We start from the raw sequence: 14891 nt of genomic DNA on the forward strand, positions 1-14891 counted from the left end.
AAAGGGAAGGTCGCCCTTTTTTCTTTATGTCTCTAGTCTATCATAGTCTTCCTCACAACAAAAAGAAGGAGCTAATCAAGTTTTTGATTAGCTCCTTCTTTTTGTTGTCTGGATGCGAAGATGGCTTTGACGCCTGCGATGTTGACTCCTTGTTGGATGAGTGATTTGATTTCGAGGAAGCGCTCGATGTCTTCTACGGAAAACATTCTTTGGTTTCCTTCGTTTCTTGATGGTTTGATGAGCCCTTGTTCTTCATAATAACGAATTTGTCGGGCAGACAAGTCCGTCATCTCCATTACTACACGGATGGGAAAACATGCTTGACGTCTTGGAATATCTGACTTCACTCGCTCCCCTCCTCCTTCGTTACCATTCTATAATTGAGACATTCGACCTTTTGCTAAGTAAGAGTAGACATCTCGTAATGTCTCAAACCCTTTCTCTTTCGCGAGCCGAATGTTTTTTTGCCATAATTGTGCCGTAATGAGTGCATCCTCTAATGCATGATGCCTCTTTTGTACGGGAATGTCATAATAAGCACAACACTCTTCTAACGTTACTAGCTTTTTTGAAACGACGATCTTTGTTAGAAAGGATGTGTCAATGATTCGGTGTTGAAACGTTGTTCGTAACGTTTGCCATGTTGCATGAGACATAAACTTCTTCTCATGAGAAGCATGATGAGCAACTAGTGTTGAATGTCCTACAAACTTATAAAAATCGGATAACACATCTACCAGTGGCGGAGAGTCACTTAATTCTTCCACTGTTAACCCAGTTAAATCTAAGATTTCATCTGAGGGTGATGTGGAACATTTTACAGTAGAATAAAAAATATCCTCCTCATAAATCTCGCACCCTTTCATTTTCACAGCTCCAATTGAAAGAATGCTATCTCCTTTATCCGGATAAAACCCACTCGTCTCCAGATCAAAAATAATAAAGGAAAGCTCAGAGAGCGGGCGGTCAAGAACGTCTTCTTGCTTTAACTGTCGTTGAATTTGGCGTAAATGAGAAAGCCTGGCAGCATCAGACTGCTGTTGTAGTGATGTATAGACATTGGGACTTAATCGATTCGACAACTGCTTAACTAGTTGCACCATATTATTTATCATCGTTTATTCACCCTTTTAGCAGCCTTTCTATAGTCTGATACAGCCTATGTCCTTCTCTTACCCAATTTTTTAATAGCCTTTGCTCATCCTTGCTTAAGTTCTCTATTGTAAGATGATGAATGTGTTCATATTGCTCAATATCTTTTTGCCATTTCACTCGTTGTTCTAGTAAGTTTTCGAAAGATTCTTTCATTTCTTTGACATTCTCATGCTTACTTGATAACTGCTGAAATCGATCAATCGTCGAACTTGATAAAATTTGCTGCTCGATGGCAAGTAGGCGTAAACCATTTACATAGGGAAATAGAACAACCTGCTTGAAATCAAACTTTCCTTTATGAATGCCTTTTGTTTCAACAAGCAGTTGATTAAATAGCCCAATTCCCTTTTTTAGTCTTCCTGTATTATCGGTTAGTCTTTTTAGCATTCTAGGTTGCGTTTTAATAAATTGAAAGGTTGCTTGCTTTAATCGCTCGACTAGTTCATGTTTCCCGTAGATAGACCTAGCATCAACAAACGTCAACGTATATCTGAGCGTTTCCCACCTATCTACTCTTAACCAATTTTTAAGCTGCTCCTCCCACGTTTCATAGGAACAACACCATTTCGGGTTAGATGCCATCACATTTCCGTCACAGCGTTCGTACCCTACTTTTTCAAGAGCATAGACAATGTCCCTTCCAAGATGGAGGAAGTACGATTCATCCTCTTCATTGCTACTTTCATATATAAGACCATGATCTTGATCACTCCAAAATGATTGCTCAAGTCTGCCGCCGCTTCCCATTAAAAAGAAAGCAAAGTGAGCGGGCGGTTTGCCCCACTCACTTTCTGTCTTTTTAAGAGCGAGACACACCGCTTTTTTTATGATCTGTTCATGACTATGTTGAAGTGAGGCCGAGGTATGCTCCTGTTTATGAATGGTGTTGAGTCGTTCTTTGTATAAAAGACGAAGCTCCGCGTCCCATTCTCTATCATTAAAGGTAGAATAACTCTTTGCCCCTGTCATCCATTAAGCTCCTGTCTTTTCGTTTCCAGGCATGCTCTCAGGATAACCGTAGCTGCCGTGCTCACTAAGGTCAAGACCAACAATTTCTTCTTCCTCAGATACACGAAGGCCGCCACATACAGCTTTTGTTACTAATAGTAATACGTAAGAAGCGATAAACGCGAATGCACCACACGCTACAACACTTAATACTTGAACTCCAAGCTGACCAAATCCACCCCCGTAAAACAAACCAGCGCTACCGCCGTTCATTGCTGCAAGCTCAGGCGTTGCGAAGAAACCAGTTGCAACTGTACCCCAAACCCCGGCAACACCGTGGACTGATAATGCGAAAATTGGATCATCAATTTTTGCTTTATCAAAGAATTTCATACTAAAGAATACGATAAGACCAGCAACGATACCGATTACTACTGCTGCCCAAGGAGCAACAAATGCACAAGATGCTGTGATTGCAACTAGACCTGCTAACGTACCATTTAACATTGTTGGTACATCTGACTTCCCTGTCATTGCCCAAGCAATAAATAGAGCGGCTACTGCACCAGCTGCTGCTGCAAGTTGAGTGTTTAAGGCAACATAACCAAAGAATCCATCTGCTACTTCTAACGTACTACCTGCGTTAAATCCGAACCAACCTACCCAAAGAATTAAAACACCTAGAGCTGTGTAAACTTGGTTGTGACCAGCTAAATCATTTGCTGAACCGTCTTTGTTATATTTACCAAGACGTGGCTTCAATAGAATTGTAGCTGCAAGTGCTGCCATTGCACCTGTTAAGTGAACTACTGTAGAACCTGCGAAATCTTGCTTTCCTAAGTCAGCTAACCATCCGTCACCCCAAATCCAGTGTGCAACGATTGGATAAACAAATGCTGAGAACAGTACTGCGAATACGATATATGCTGATAATTTAGCACGTTCTGCAAATCCACCAAAAGCGATTGTTAATGCGATTGCTGCGAACATAAGCTGGAAGAAGAAATCAACTGATCCAACTAACCCTTCCTCAGCTGTTGCAAAATCTCCAAAGAAGAAATCTGACATTCCGATAAAGGCATTTCCTTCACCGTAAGCAAATCCCCAACCTACAGCCCAGTATACTAATGAAGCAATCCCGACTGTGAAGATTGTTTTTCCGGCAATGTGTCCTGCGTTTTTCATACGCGTCGAACCTGCCTCTAAAAGTATAAATCCACCTTGCATGAAAAGAACTAAGACTGCGCAAATCATTACCCATAAATTATCCATAAGTGCTAATTCAGTCATTTCTTTCTGCCCCCTTTAAAATGTGTACACGTTAGCGTTAGAGAAGCTAACATCTGTTGTTAGTTCTTATTATACGTGCGAAATATTCTGAATCTACTCTATTGTCAGGTATTCTGACATACTTTTAAATTCAGCGATTTTTATGTAAAGGCTTACCCCCGTGCCCTTACTATGGTTTCAACGAAAATTTAATAGCACCAAAAAACCTACACATCTTTGTGTAGGAAATGCATGTTTATCTACTTCGCATGTAAGATTTCACAAATTATTTCATATTCCATTCAATTGGGACTTGTCCTTGATTTTTTAATTTTTGATTGATTTGTGAAAATGGTTTGCTTCCTAAGAACCCTCGATGGGCAGAAAAGGGACTTGGATGAGCCGCTTCAATAATCGTATGAATATCATTTGTAATCATCGCTTTTTTCGATTGAGCGTGTTTGCCCCACAATACAAAAATGACAGGCTGTTCTCGCTCATTTAATGCTTTCATTACCGCATCGGTAAAGGTTTCCCATCCTCGTCCTTTATGAGAAGCTGCCTCTCCCTTGCGCACAGTAAGTACTGTATTTAATAATAGCACTCCTTGCTTCGCCCACGTAATAAGCGAGCCATCTGATGGGATCTCACAGCCAAGATCGGCATGCAGCTCTTTGTAAATATTTTTTAATGAAGGCGGAATTTTTTCTGTTGGCTGAACAGAAAAGCTAAGACCATGCGCTTGATTGGGTCCATGATAAGGGTCTTGTCCTAAGATGACGACTTTTGTTTTTGAAAAAGGGGTACATTCCAATGCTTGAAAGATTTCCTCTTTCGGCGGATAGACCGTATGATTTTCATATTCCGTCATCAAAAACTCCGCAAGCTCATTAAAATATGGTTTGTCAAATTCATCACCAATGACATCTTTCCAATCAGTGGTTAGTTTCCTCATTTAAGACACTCCTTTACTCCTCCATTAGTTTAGCATAGATCGTAAAGCTATGATTCTGTCCGATTTCGTCCATTTGCTGTCGGAACTTCGCCACTTTCTGTCCAAACGCCATTTTCCCCCCACAAAAAAACTCGCCCCCGCAAAAAAAACGGAAACGAGTTCGTTCAAACATATTATTTTTTCGTTGCATCCTCTTTTAACCCAAGAATCCAAGTTGCAACAAATGCTCCCGTCACCGCAATCAACATTCCAATTAAGTAATTGATAATGTTGGCTGTCCCAAACGGTGCAGCAATGGCAATCATCGGAATTCCTGTTAATCCGTATGCATTAGCAAAAACGTTCATGAATACGACATAAGCTCCACCTAACGCTCCACCAATCGCAGCTCCAACGAACGGACGCATAAAGCGTAAGTTTACACCGAAGATAACAGGCTCTGTAATTCCAAGGAATGCAGAGAATGATGCAGGAAGGGCAATTTCCTTCACTTTCTTATTTTGCGTCAGGAAGAATACTGCAAGACCTGCACCACCTTGTGCAACGTTCGCCATTGCCCAAATTGGTAGTAAGAAGTTCACACCTAAGTCAGCAATAAGTGCCGCTTCAATTGCATGGAAGCTGTGATGAACTCCCGTAATAACAATCGTCGAGTAAAGACCGCCAAAGATTAGCCCAGCAAAGATTCCAGCTGTATTATAAATAAAATCAAGGCTCCAAGTTAGTCCATTTCCAAGCCACGTACCAAGCGGGCCGATAAATAGCATCGCAATAAACCCTGTTAAGATTACTGTTATAAACGGAACGACTAACAAGTCAATTGCATTAGGAACAACTTTGCGTAGTCCTTTTTCAATCTTACTCATAATGTAGACAACAAGTAGAATCGGAATAACCGTTCCTTGATAACCAAGTAGCTCAACATTCATTCCAAAAAAGACAATTGACTCTGGTACCGCATCAGAAAGCATCCAAGGATTTAATAACGCCGGATGCGTCATAATTCCACCAAGTACAGCTCCAAGATACGGGTTAGCTCCAAATTCTTTCGCTGCACTAAACCCAATTAAGATTGGCAAAATAATAAACGCAGCACTTGAGAACATATCTAAAAATAAGATCCAAGGGCTGTCAGGTGCAACCCATTCAAATGCCGTCATCATTCCAAGCAGCCCCATTAACAAACCACTTGCAACAATCGCCGGGATAATAGGCACGAAAATATTTGAAAGCGTACGAGCGATTCGAGCGAGTGGATTCATTTTCTTTTTAGCCGCATCGCTATGATCAACTTGCTTTTCTCCGCCGTCTGTATCTTTTGCACCAACTCCTGTAATACTTGCAAATTCACCATACACTTTATTAACTAGACCTGTTCCGAAAATAACTTGAAACTGTCCCGAAGCACTAAATACCCCTTTAACTCCATCAAGCTCCTCAATTGCTTGCTTATTTGGCTTATCATCGTCGTTTAAAACAATCCGTAGGCGAGTGGCACAGTGTGTAGCACTAATTACGTTGTCTTTACCACCTAAAAGTTCAACTAGTTCACTAGCTACTTTTTTCGTATCCATCTTGTATTGCCCCCATTCTTTGCTGTTTTTTTATTTTAATCAAATGTGAAAAGTTTACTCGCTCTCATCCCTGTATAACAACGAAAAAAGACCTAAAATGGCCTAAACATATACGTGTCCTAAAGATACACGTATCCCGTTTGTCCATTTTAGGTCTTGCCTGCTTTATCAGTAACAATCCCACATATTCATTTGATTCCGCTTTCAGTTTACAACTTTCAACACAATTCGTCAATAACCTTTGCTTACTTTTTAGTTGGAAAAGATATCAATTTATTTAAAAGGCTGTTTTCGCATACTTTGTTGTTTTTATGAGTTACGCGTCCTCCACATGTTCGTTGCATTACGCTCCAGTCACTCGCTTTCCGCGGGGAGGTGTCGAGCCTCCTCGGCTGTGCCTGTGGGGTCTCGCCCCTACCTCTACATCCCGCAGGAGTCGAGTGACTTCCGCTCCATTTCACTTCGAGGAAAACTACCTTTATAGCAACACTCTTTACGAAAAGAGCCATTTAAAAAGACTTGCTCACATCCCAGTAAGCAAGTCTCTTGTGACTTTCTATTTCAATTTCCAAGCCTCTATCGTCACTTTTTCCGATCCTTCAGCTGCAAAAGAAATTCCTTTTTTCTCTACATTTGGATATATGCGAGCCGTAAACACCTCTTCACCTTCGTTGATAAATACTTCAATGGAAGATGTATCAAGGAAGATGCGCAGGCTCTTTAATTGATGAAGGTGGCAAAATCTCTCCTCCACTGTCGACCCATCAACATAGCTAATACGGTCTAGCTTAAATAGCTTATCAGTCGGATTATAGACGAGATTTGCGTGATCACGAATATGAATCGTAATGGCATTTGTTACCGTCTCTAGTGTCTCAAGGTTAATTTCTAACACATCCCCTTCGACACCATTAAATGCCTGAGCCCTGCCCCCAAGCTCAACAGCTTCATGTTTGACCCCTTTGCCACGCAATTCTTTTAACTCTTCAACTGGCAATTGATAGACCTTTCCGTCCACTAGTTTCAATTCTCTTGGCAGAGTCATGGCATGGATCCATTTATGCTCGATTGTCGGATGGGCATCTTCACGCTCTTCAGGCAATCCAAGCCAGCCAATCATAATACGGCGTCCTTTATTATCAAGTGTTGTTTGTGGTGCGTAAAACTCAAAGCCGCGATCTAACTCTATAAATTCCCCGTGCTTATATTCGACCGAATCATAATCTAGCTTTCCAACAACATAGCCCGCTTGATAGAGGTTTTGATAGTAGATTCCACTCGGTTCTAATCCTTGCGGAGAAAAGACTAATACGTCTTGTCCATCAAGATCAAATAAGTCAGGGCACTCCCACATATAGCCAAAATCCTTAAAAATACCAACATGCGCCCCGGCAATCGGACCAAGATGCTCCCAATTTTCTAAATTACTTGAACGAAATAGAACGGCTTTTCCTGTTTCATCCTTACTTTGAGCTCCAATAACCATGTAGAAGTATTCTCCATGCTTCCATACTTTTGGATCACGAAAATGCGGAGTATACCTTTCAGGTAGATCAAGTACGACACCCTTTTTTTCAAAGTGTTGTCCATCTTTTGACTCTACCATAACTTGATACGATTCCCGGTTGTTGTTTTCATCTTTTACGTTCCCTGTGTAAAACAAATACATCGTTCCGTCGTGCTCGATTGCACTGCCTGAGTAGCATCCATTTTTATCAAACCAATCACTCGGAGCAAGGGCGATATCATGATGCTCCCAATTCACAAGATCTTTTGAAGAGTAATGTCCCCAAAATTTTGCACCATGTCCTGTTTTGAATGGATTCCATTGATAGAATAAATGGTACACACCTTCAAATTGGATAAATCCATTTGGGTCATTTAACAAACCTACTGGCGGCATCACATGATACGCTAAACGATAAGGGTCTGCTTGTACAACCTCTTTATACTTCTTGACTTCCTTATAAGCTTGACTGCGTAATTGTTGATCTAGATCTGACATAGTTTTAGCTCCTTCTATCTAGTTTTGTGAAATCATCGTATCGTAGCTTCTTACGTTTTGGCAACTAGTCTAAAGCGACTAAACTGGCTAAAAAAGCGTTTTCTCTTGCTTATTAAGTGCTTTTTCTAATGCTCCAACGGTTAATTCTTCCGTCTGGGGCAACGTAAGATCTGCTCTTATTAAAGATGGCTCACTTCCGACGCCAACAGAAAACATTTCTGTTTGTAAAATACCTGTTAAACCGGCCTCTCCATCTTCTATAGCCACACATTCAGATGGTGAAACATCAACCATTTCCGCTGCTTTTAGAAAGATTTCCGGATCAGGCTTCCCACGTTTTAATTTTGTAACGTCAACGACTCCATCAAAATAATCTAATAGTTGAAGTCTCGTTAACACTCTGCTTGCATTTTGACTTGCTGAAGCTACGACCATTGTCATTCCTCGTTCTCGCAACTCTTCGATAAAGGAGCGTATGCCAGGCTGGACGTCTTCGTGAGTTAATTGATTGATTAATTCTATGTAATGACTGTTTTTCGTTTCGCAACATTGTTCGAACTCTTCATCTGATAAGGTTACCCCAGACTTATCAGCGATCGCTTGTACCGTTGCTCTCCGGCTTAACCCTTGCAGCTTTTGGTTCCATTCCTCACTAAAAGAAATACCAAGCCGATCAGCGACTTTCTTATTAACATGGTAATGTAAGTGAACTGTATTTGAAATGACTCCGTCCATATCAAAAATAACTGCTTTTATTGATTTCACAAATATCCCCCCTCATTTATTTAGTAAGTCGAAAAAAGTTATAGGCATTAATTGTTAACTTGTGTAAAATAGAGCTACATCATCGGAGAGGAAGTTGAACTATGCAGCAATCAGAGCATCAATTAGGTGTTTTGGCGGCAACATTCGCCTACTTAATTTGGGGCATTCTCCCCTTGTATTGGAAGCTTCTTGAACCAGTTTCAGCTGGCGAGGTCCTAGCTCATCGAATTGTATGGTCATTGGTCTTTATGATTCTTATTTTAACCGTTCGAAAACAACTTCGTTCAAGCTGGAAAGAATTCATTTATATCTTTACCCACTTTCGTTCAGCTGTCGCTATTATTTTAGCATCTTGCTTTATTACTTTAAACTGGTTTGTTTTTATTTGGGCAGTCAACAGCGATCGCGTCGTTGAAGCTAGTTTAGGTTATTATATTAATCCACTAATCAACGTTCTTTTAGCGATGCTATTTTTAAAGGAGCGGTTTACACGCTGGCAAGGTATTTCTATTGGGTTAGCATTTATTGGAGTGGCGTTTATGACCATCTTTTATGGAGTTGTCCCATGGGCAGCGCTTATTCTTGCAGTCTCATTTGGGTTATATGGGCTCATTAAAAAGATGGTTAAGACAGGAGCAATGATTGGGCTTACGATCGAGACATTGTTAATGACTCCCTTTGCGTTATTGTTTTTATTTTGGTTATCCAAGCAAGCTGCTTACTCATCATCTTTTGGTTCATTCCAAACAGAAACAACGTGGCTATTAATGGGGGCTGGTGCCGTAACAGCGATTCCTCTTTTATTATTTGCTATTGGAGCAAAACGAATTTCCTTATCCTTGATAGGCTTTCTTCAATACATCGGACCATCAATTATGCTTTTTATCGGAATCTTTTTATACAAAGAACCCTTTTCTCATATTCAGCTAATTGCGTTTATCTTTATTTGGGTTGGACTGTTCATTTTCACAACGGCGAAAACAACTGCTTTTAAAAAGATCACAAGCAAACTATGTAAAACAAATACGAAACATGAACCAAAAGCTTCATAACATAAAAAGCAGTGGAGAAGAGGCCACTGAAAAAGGTACGGTTTTGACCTTTTTCAATGGCCTGCAATGAGCGGAACCGTTGCTTTATCTTAAAAGCCTGCTATGAGTGGTTTTCACAGGTGCAAACTTGCTTTGCGCCGGTAGCCGACTTTAGGAGGCTCATGTTTCTCATAGCAGGCGCGCAACGTGTGGAGCCATTGCTGCTTCCTTGAATCTGCTAAAAAAGACTTTTTCAGTACCCTCGTGGAGAATTCGTTCTCAACTGCTTTTAAAAGATTTAAGCCCTGCGGTACACCCAACTATTTACATAAAAGAATACAGTCGGTAAGCCTCCAAAACGGATAAATTGTTTCGCTGTTTTCTTAATTTCCTTATGAGCTTGCACTTTCTCATCAGCCAAATAAATGGCAATTAACCCTTTATTGATGAGACGATGAAACTTCCAGTCTGGAAGACCTCGAATGCTTTCTTCTGCTTTTTCTCTAATATGACGTATTCTTTCAACCATTTGTTCTTTCGATTCATAATAAAAAATAAAATTTAAATCATCTGCCTCAAGATCCTCTTCTTGATCAATAAAATAATCGAGTAAAATATGAAGACCATGAACCCAAGGGAAATATCCGTTTTTGATTAGAAGCGCTTGTTCCTTTGTCATCTCTCCATTAGCCGCGTAAGCAGCAAAGCAAAAAATACCTAATGTAGACCCAGCACAAGCAGAAAACTCATACCACGCCATAGGAGGAAGCTCTTCCTTATGTCTTTCAAACCACTCCTTCAATAACCCAACACGCTTATGGACCTCCACATGTTTAAAGACTTGCAAATCACAGTAATATTCAGCTAATTGAAGCATAGGCGCCTTAGCATATTCAAAACCAGGCAGGTCTAAAAGAACTTCCTGACAAGTCTTCACAAGTGAAGCTAGGTACCCTCCATCATCTTGGTTATCCCGATACCGATAATATTTTTCCGGTTCCGCTCCTGGACTCAAAGCATGATACATCGACTGATGAAGTGCTCTGAAATCTTTTTCATCTAAAGACGTACTCCTGTCACAGAGGTTATCTAAGTAATCACTTATCGTTTGATAGGCCACGATAAAGCGTATAATTTTTTTGCGATGTTCTTTTGCAAGCAGTCCATATACAGCCCCACCTTCACAGTGAAACGCCTTATCTTTTAAACTAACAAGTGCTTGTTCACGTAACTCGTCATTTGGTATAGCCTTTGCTTTCTCCTTCCATTCACGTAAGTAATAGTGAGCATCCGGCAATACTTCCCGATAAATTCTATACAGCAAAGTCCATGGTTTTGTTGGAGCTTTCAAGGTGTTACCTCCTTTCTGACAATTCGTCTCTACCTCAAAAAGTATGCCCAACTCACATATTACACATTACCAAATTTTTTAAGAGATGTTTTGATTTGCAACCTAGACAAAAAAGACAGCTGAGGATTCTCAACTGCCTTCTGAATTATTAGATTAGAATTTAGCTTGGTAAGCTTTAACTTCCCAGTCTGTAACAGCTAAACGGTAGTCATCACACTCAGCACGTTTTAATGCTACATACTCATTAAATGCGTGCTCACCAAATGTTTGACGGCCGATTTCTCCAGTTGCAAAACGCTCAACTGCAGCTTCTAGACTTGTAGGAAGATTTTCGATTCCACGAGCTTCTAGCTCTTCTTTGCTCATATCAAAGATATCAGCATTTGTAGCTGGAGTTACTGTTAAGTCACGATCCACTCCATCCAAGCCAGCAGCTGCAATGATAGCAAATGCAAAGTAAGGGTTCGCAGATGGATCTGGACAACGGATTTCTACACGAGTTCCCGCACCACGAGTTGCTGGAATACGGATTAGAGCAGAACGGTTAGATGCAGACCATGCAATGTAGCAAGGTGCTTCATATCCTGGTACTAAACGCTTATAAGAGTTTACTAATGGATTTGTAACTGCAACGAAATCCTTAACGTTTTCCATTAAACCAGCAATGAACTGGTATGCTTTTTCAGATAGTCCTAGATCATTAGACTCATCATAGAAAGCATTTTCTTGCTTCTCGTCATTAAATAGAGAGATGTTTACGTGCATTCCACTTCCGTTCTCACCAGCAAGTGGTTTTGGCATAAATGTTGCATGGTAACCAAATTGCTGAGCAACTGTTTTAACAACCCACTTGTATGTTGTTGCAGCATCAGCAGAACCTAGTGCATCAGCGTATTTGAAGTTAATCTCATGTTGACCGATTGCTACTTCATGGTGAGATGCTTCGATTGTGAAGCCCATCATTTTCAAAGCTTTATAGATTTCAAGACGTACTTTTTCACCAAGGTCTTTTGGAGATGGTTCGAAATAACCACCTACATCTTGAGTATCTAATGTTGGTTGACCATTTTCATCAGTCTTGAATAAGAAGAACTCAAGCTCAGGTCCAACACTGATTGAGTAACCTTGATCTTTTGCGCGCTTAACTGTTTTTTTCAAAACGTTACGTGGGTCGCCATCGAAGTCAGAACCATCAGGCTTTTTTACGCTACATAAGAAGCGAGCTTCTGAGTAACCTTCTTGCTCTGTCCAAGGTAACACTGCAAATGTTGTTAAATCCGGATCTAAGTAAAGGTCAGATTCATTGATTGGAGTGAAACCAGTAATAGAAGAACCATCGAACATTACTTTTCCGTCTACCACTTGATCTATTTGTTCAGCTGTTACTGTAACGTGTTTAAGTGATCCCTCAATATCGACAAATTGCACGTGAAGAAGTTCTACATTCTTTTTCTCAATTGTTTCCTTAATAGTTGCAACTAAGCTTTCCCTTGTTGGTGTAGATGTTGCCATTTTTAAACACTTCCTTTTCATGTAATAATATGTGACATCAACTTGTTAAGTATTACTTTAAGATGTTACGGACTTTTACGCAACGGATATGTCAGATAATCTAACATAGAATATGAAAGTGCAACTTTCGACAAAAACAGCATAATTTGCTCAACAAAGGCAATGAAAAGGCTTACTTATATGAGGATTTTCTCAAAACTTTTTTCTTGTTTATTTTTCTGACACTTGTTTTTTGAAATGTCATTTACCCAATTATACCCATAAACCAAGGTTTGAATATACTCTTAATCTTCATTTAAAAATCCAAAGCAGGAAAAAACAGTTAATAAGAGACTCTTCTAGAAGATTTGGTCAATTTGTTTTACTAACTTCTATTATGAAGGACTTTCTTTCAATTTTTATATGTAACTTTGTCCTTCATCATCTAATAAGAGATTTCTCCTAAAACCCAAAATAAAACATGATGCATTCAAAGTCTTGAATGCATCATGTTATTTAAAATAAAAATTAAATCGCCTTAAGCGTTTTTCGCTTTGCGCTGTTGTCCACCGCTGCGTCCACCTTGACGACGAGAACCACGGTCGTCTTTTCCACGATATTGACCTCTGCGGCGATCATCACGATCACGACGTCCACGATATGGTTTTCCACCACCGCTTCCGCCACCATCACGACGCTTTTTCACACGTAATGGAGCTTCTCCTGTTAAACGAACTGGTGTCGAATCCGGCTCTTTTGTTAGAAGCTTCAACGCAGCTGCAAGAGCAGATGTTGCATCTGATTCTTGTAATAAGTCCTTAGCCGCTTTACGATAGCTATCGGCTTCACCAGTAGCAATTAATGAGCGTAGTTGTTCAACAGCTAATTCCTGTTGACCTTTAATCGCTTGTTCAAACGTAGGTTTTTGTACCTTGTTCATTTTTTTCTTTGTAATTTGCTCAATAGTACGAACATGATCCATCTCACGAGGCGTAGCAAAAGTTACAGCAAGACCAGATTTCCCGGCGCGCCCTGTACGTCCAATTCGATGAACATAGCTTTCAGGATCTTGCGGAAGGTCAAAGTTATAAACATGTGTAACGCCACTAATATCTAATCCACGAGCAGCGACATCTGTTGCAACTAATACGTCGATTAAACCACCTTTAAACTTACGAAGGACGCTATCACGTTTTGCTTGGTTTAAATCGCCATGGATTCCTTCTGCACGGTATCCACGTTTGATTAATGCTTCAGACAGCTCATCGACACGTCGTTTCGTACGACCGAAAACAATCGCCAGCTCTGGAGATTGAATATCCATGAAACGGCTCAGTACATCAAACTTCTCTTTTTCATGAACTTCTACATACTGCTGTTCAATATTCTCCATTGTCACTTCTTTAGCCTTAACCGCAATTAATTGCGGATTAGACATAAATTGCTGTGCAAGTTTTTCAATTCGCTTTGGCATTGTCGCTGAGAATAAAAGCGTTTGACGCTCTTTCGGTACTTCTTTTAAGATCGTCTCAATGTCTTCAACAAAGCCCATATTAAGCATTTCATCAGCTTCATCTAATACAACCATGTTGACTTCGTTAAGACGAATCGTCTTTCTTCTCATATGATCCATTAAGCGACCAGGTGTAGCTACTACTACGTGTGGCTTGCGTTTCAAATCAGTGATTTGTTTACGCATGTCCTGGCCACCATACACGACAACCGTACGAACGCCTTTATGCTTACCAAATGTAACGAGGGACTCTGCGACTTGATTCGCAAGCTCTCGTGTAGGGGCAAGGATAAGTGCTTGAACATGTGCTTCTTCAACATTAATACGGTTAATTAGCGGAATACCGAATGCACCTGTTTTTCCTGTGCCCGTTTGCGCTTGCCCAATAATGTCTTTTCCTTCTAATGCGGTTGGAATGGTTTCCGTTTGAATCGGTGTTGCTTCTTCAAATCCCATTTCAGTTACTGCTCGAACCACTTTTTGGTCCAAGTTAAAATCATAAAAAGTTGCCAAATATATAATCTCCTTTGTTGGTGAATGTCACCTTGTTACTGAAGTTAAAGCATCCTTCAATAATAACATGCTCTGATCAACATAACAATATGTATTTTTTTTGGGTCAGACCTTCTGCATTACAACAAGAGGTCACTGAAAAAGTCCTTTTTAGCAGATTCGAGGAAGCAACAATGGCTCCGCACGTTGCGCGCCTGTTATGAGAAAACCACTCATAGCAGGCTTTAAGACAAAGCAACGGTTCCGCTCATTGCTTAAAGGCCACTGAAACAGGTCAAAACCGTACCTTTTTCAGTGCCCTCGTACAACAGCGCGTTGAAA

At 40.3% G+C, this 14891-nt stretch carries 11 protein-coding genes and 1 pseudogene; 1 reads left to right on the plus strand and 11 read right to left on the minus strand.

The features are described 5' to 3' along the window. Positions 1 to 74: 74 nt before the first annotated feature. From AC1FXP_RS11245 to pgmB, 8 genes and pseudogenes are all read right to left on the minus strand, one after another. Positions 75 to 347: pseudogene (locus AC1FXP_RS11245) on the minus strand (MerR family transcriptional regulator); the annotation flags it as partial. 27 nt (positions 348 to 374) lie between these two features. Further along, complete coding sequence (locus AC1FXP_RS11250) at positions 375 to 1115, minus strand: exonuclease domain-containing protein (RefSeq protein ID WP_480061372.1); 741 nt, start codon at positions 1113 to 1115, stop codon at positions 375 to 377. Between the two features lie 7 nt (positions 1116 to 1122). Next, positions 1123 to 2124, minus strand: a complete 1002-nt coding sequence (locus tag AC1FXP_RS11255) for a DUF294 nucleotidyltransferase-like domain-containing protein (RefSeq protein ID WP_480061374.1) — start codon at positions 2122 to 2124, stop codon at positions 1123 to 1125. Positions 2125 to 2127: 3 nt separating this feature from the next. Then, positions 2128 to 3393, minus strand: a complete 1266-nt coding sequence (locus tag AC1FXP_RS11260) for an ammonium transporter (RefSeq protein ID WP_480061376.1) — start codon at positions 3391 to 3393, stop codon at positions 2128 to 2130. A 265-nt stretch (positions 3394 to 3658) separates the two neighbouring features. Next, a complete protein-coding gene (locus AC1FXP_RS11265) occupies positions 3659 to 4327 on the minus strand; it encodes a uracil-DNA glycosylase (protein ID WP_480061378.1) in 669 nt (222 codons plus the stop codon). 173 nt (positions 4328 to 4500) lie between these two features. Beyond that, a complete protein-coding gene (locus AC1FXP_RS11270; RefSeq protein WP_480061380.1) occupies positions 4501 to 5901 on the minus strand; it encodes a sucrose-specific PTS transporter subunit IIBC in 1401 nt (466 codons plus the stop codon). 556 nt (positions 5902 to 6457) lie between these two features. Continuing rightward, entirely contained in the window at positions 6458 to 7906 is a 1449-nt protein-coding gene (locus AC1FXP_RS11275) for a glycoside hydrolase family 32 protein (protein ID WP_480061382.1), read from the minus strand. An 87-nt stretch (positions 7907 to 7993) separates the two neighbouring features. Further along, positions 7994 to 8671: a beta-phosphoglucomutase gene (gene pgmB, locus AC1FXP_RS11280; protein ID WP_480061384.1), complete on the minus strand. Its 678-nt coding sequence runs from the start codon at positions 8669 to 8671 to the stop codon at positions 7994 to 7996. Positions 8672 to 8772: 101 nt separating this feature from the next. Between pgmB and rarD the strand changes: the two genes are divergently transcribed. Then, complete coding sequence (gene rarD, locus AC1FXP_RS11285; protein WP_480061386.1) at positions 8773 to 9723, plus strand: EamA family transporter RarD; 951 nt, start codon at positions 8773 to 8775, stop codon at positions 9721 to 9723. 277 nt (positions 9724 to 10000) lie between these two features. Here the strand turns inward: rarD and AC1FXP_RS11290 are convergent, their stop codons facing one another. From AC1FXP_RS11290 to cshA, 3 genes are all read right to left on the minus strand, one after another. Then, a complete protein-coding gene (locus tag AC1FXP_RS11290) occupies positions 10001 to 11053 on the minus strand; it encodes a tetraprenyl-beta-curcumene synthase family protein (protein ID WP_480061388.1) in 1053 nt (350 codons plus the stop codon). A 153-nt stretch (positions 11054 to 11206) separates the two neighbouring features. Further along, positions 11207 to 12565: a type I glutamate--ammonia ligase gene (glnA, locus tag AC1FXP_RS11295; protein ID WP_480061390.1), complete on the minus strand. Its 1359-nt coding sequence runs from the start codon at positions 12563 to 12565 to the stop codon at positions 11207 to 11209. A 517-nt stretch (positions 12566 to 13082) separates the two neighbouring features. After that, a complete protein-coding gene (gene cshA / locus AC1FXP_RS11300) occupies positions 13083 to 14570 on the minus strand; it encodes a degradosome RNA helicase CshA (protein ID WP_480061392.1) in 1488 nt (495 codons plus the stop codon). Between the last annotated feature and the right edge of the window lie 321 nt (positions 14571 to 14891).

It is taken from the genome of Halalkalibacter sp. HAAS-P013 (assembly GCF_056619925.1).

Coding starts and splice junctions, on each gene's coding strand:
- AC1FXP_RS11250 (WP_480061372.1), bottom strand. CDS start 1,115: ATGATAAATAATATGGTGCAACTAGTTAAGCAGTTGTCGAATCGATTA.
- AC1FXP_RS11255 (WP_480061374.1), bottom strand. CDS start 2,124: ATGACAGGGGCAAAGAGTTATTCTACCTTTAATGATAGAGAATGGGAC.
- AC1FXP_RS11260 (WP_480061376.1), bottom strand. CDS start 3,393: ATGACTGAATTAGCACTTATGGATAATTTATGGGTAATGATTTGCGCA.
- AC1FXP_RS11265 (WP_480061378.1), bottom strand. CDS start 4,327: ATGAGGAAACTAACCACTGATTGGAAAGATGTCATTGGTGATGAATTT.
- AC1FXP_RS11270 (WP_480061380.1), bottom strand. CDS start 5,901: ATGGATACGAAAAAAGTAGCTAGTGAACTAGTTGAACTTTTAGGTGGT.
- AC1FXP_RS11275 (WP_480061382.1), bottom strand. CDS start 7,906: ATGTCAGATCTAGATCAACAATTACGCAGTCAAGCTTATAAGGAAGTC.
- rarD (WP_480061386.1), top strand. CDS start 8,773: ATGCAGCAATCAGAGCATCAATTAGGTGTTTTGGCGGCAACATTCGCC.
- glnA (WP_480061390.1), bottom strand. CDS start 12,565: ATGGCAACATCTACACCAACAAGGGAAAGCTTAGTTGCAACTATTAAG.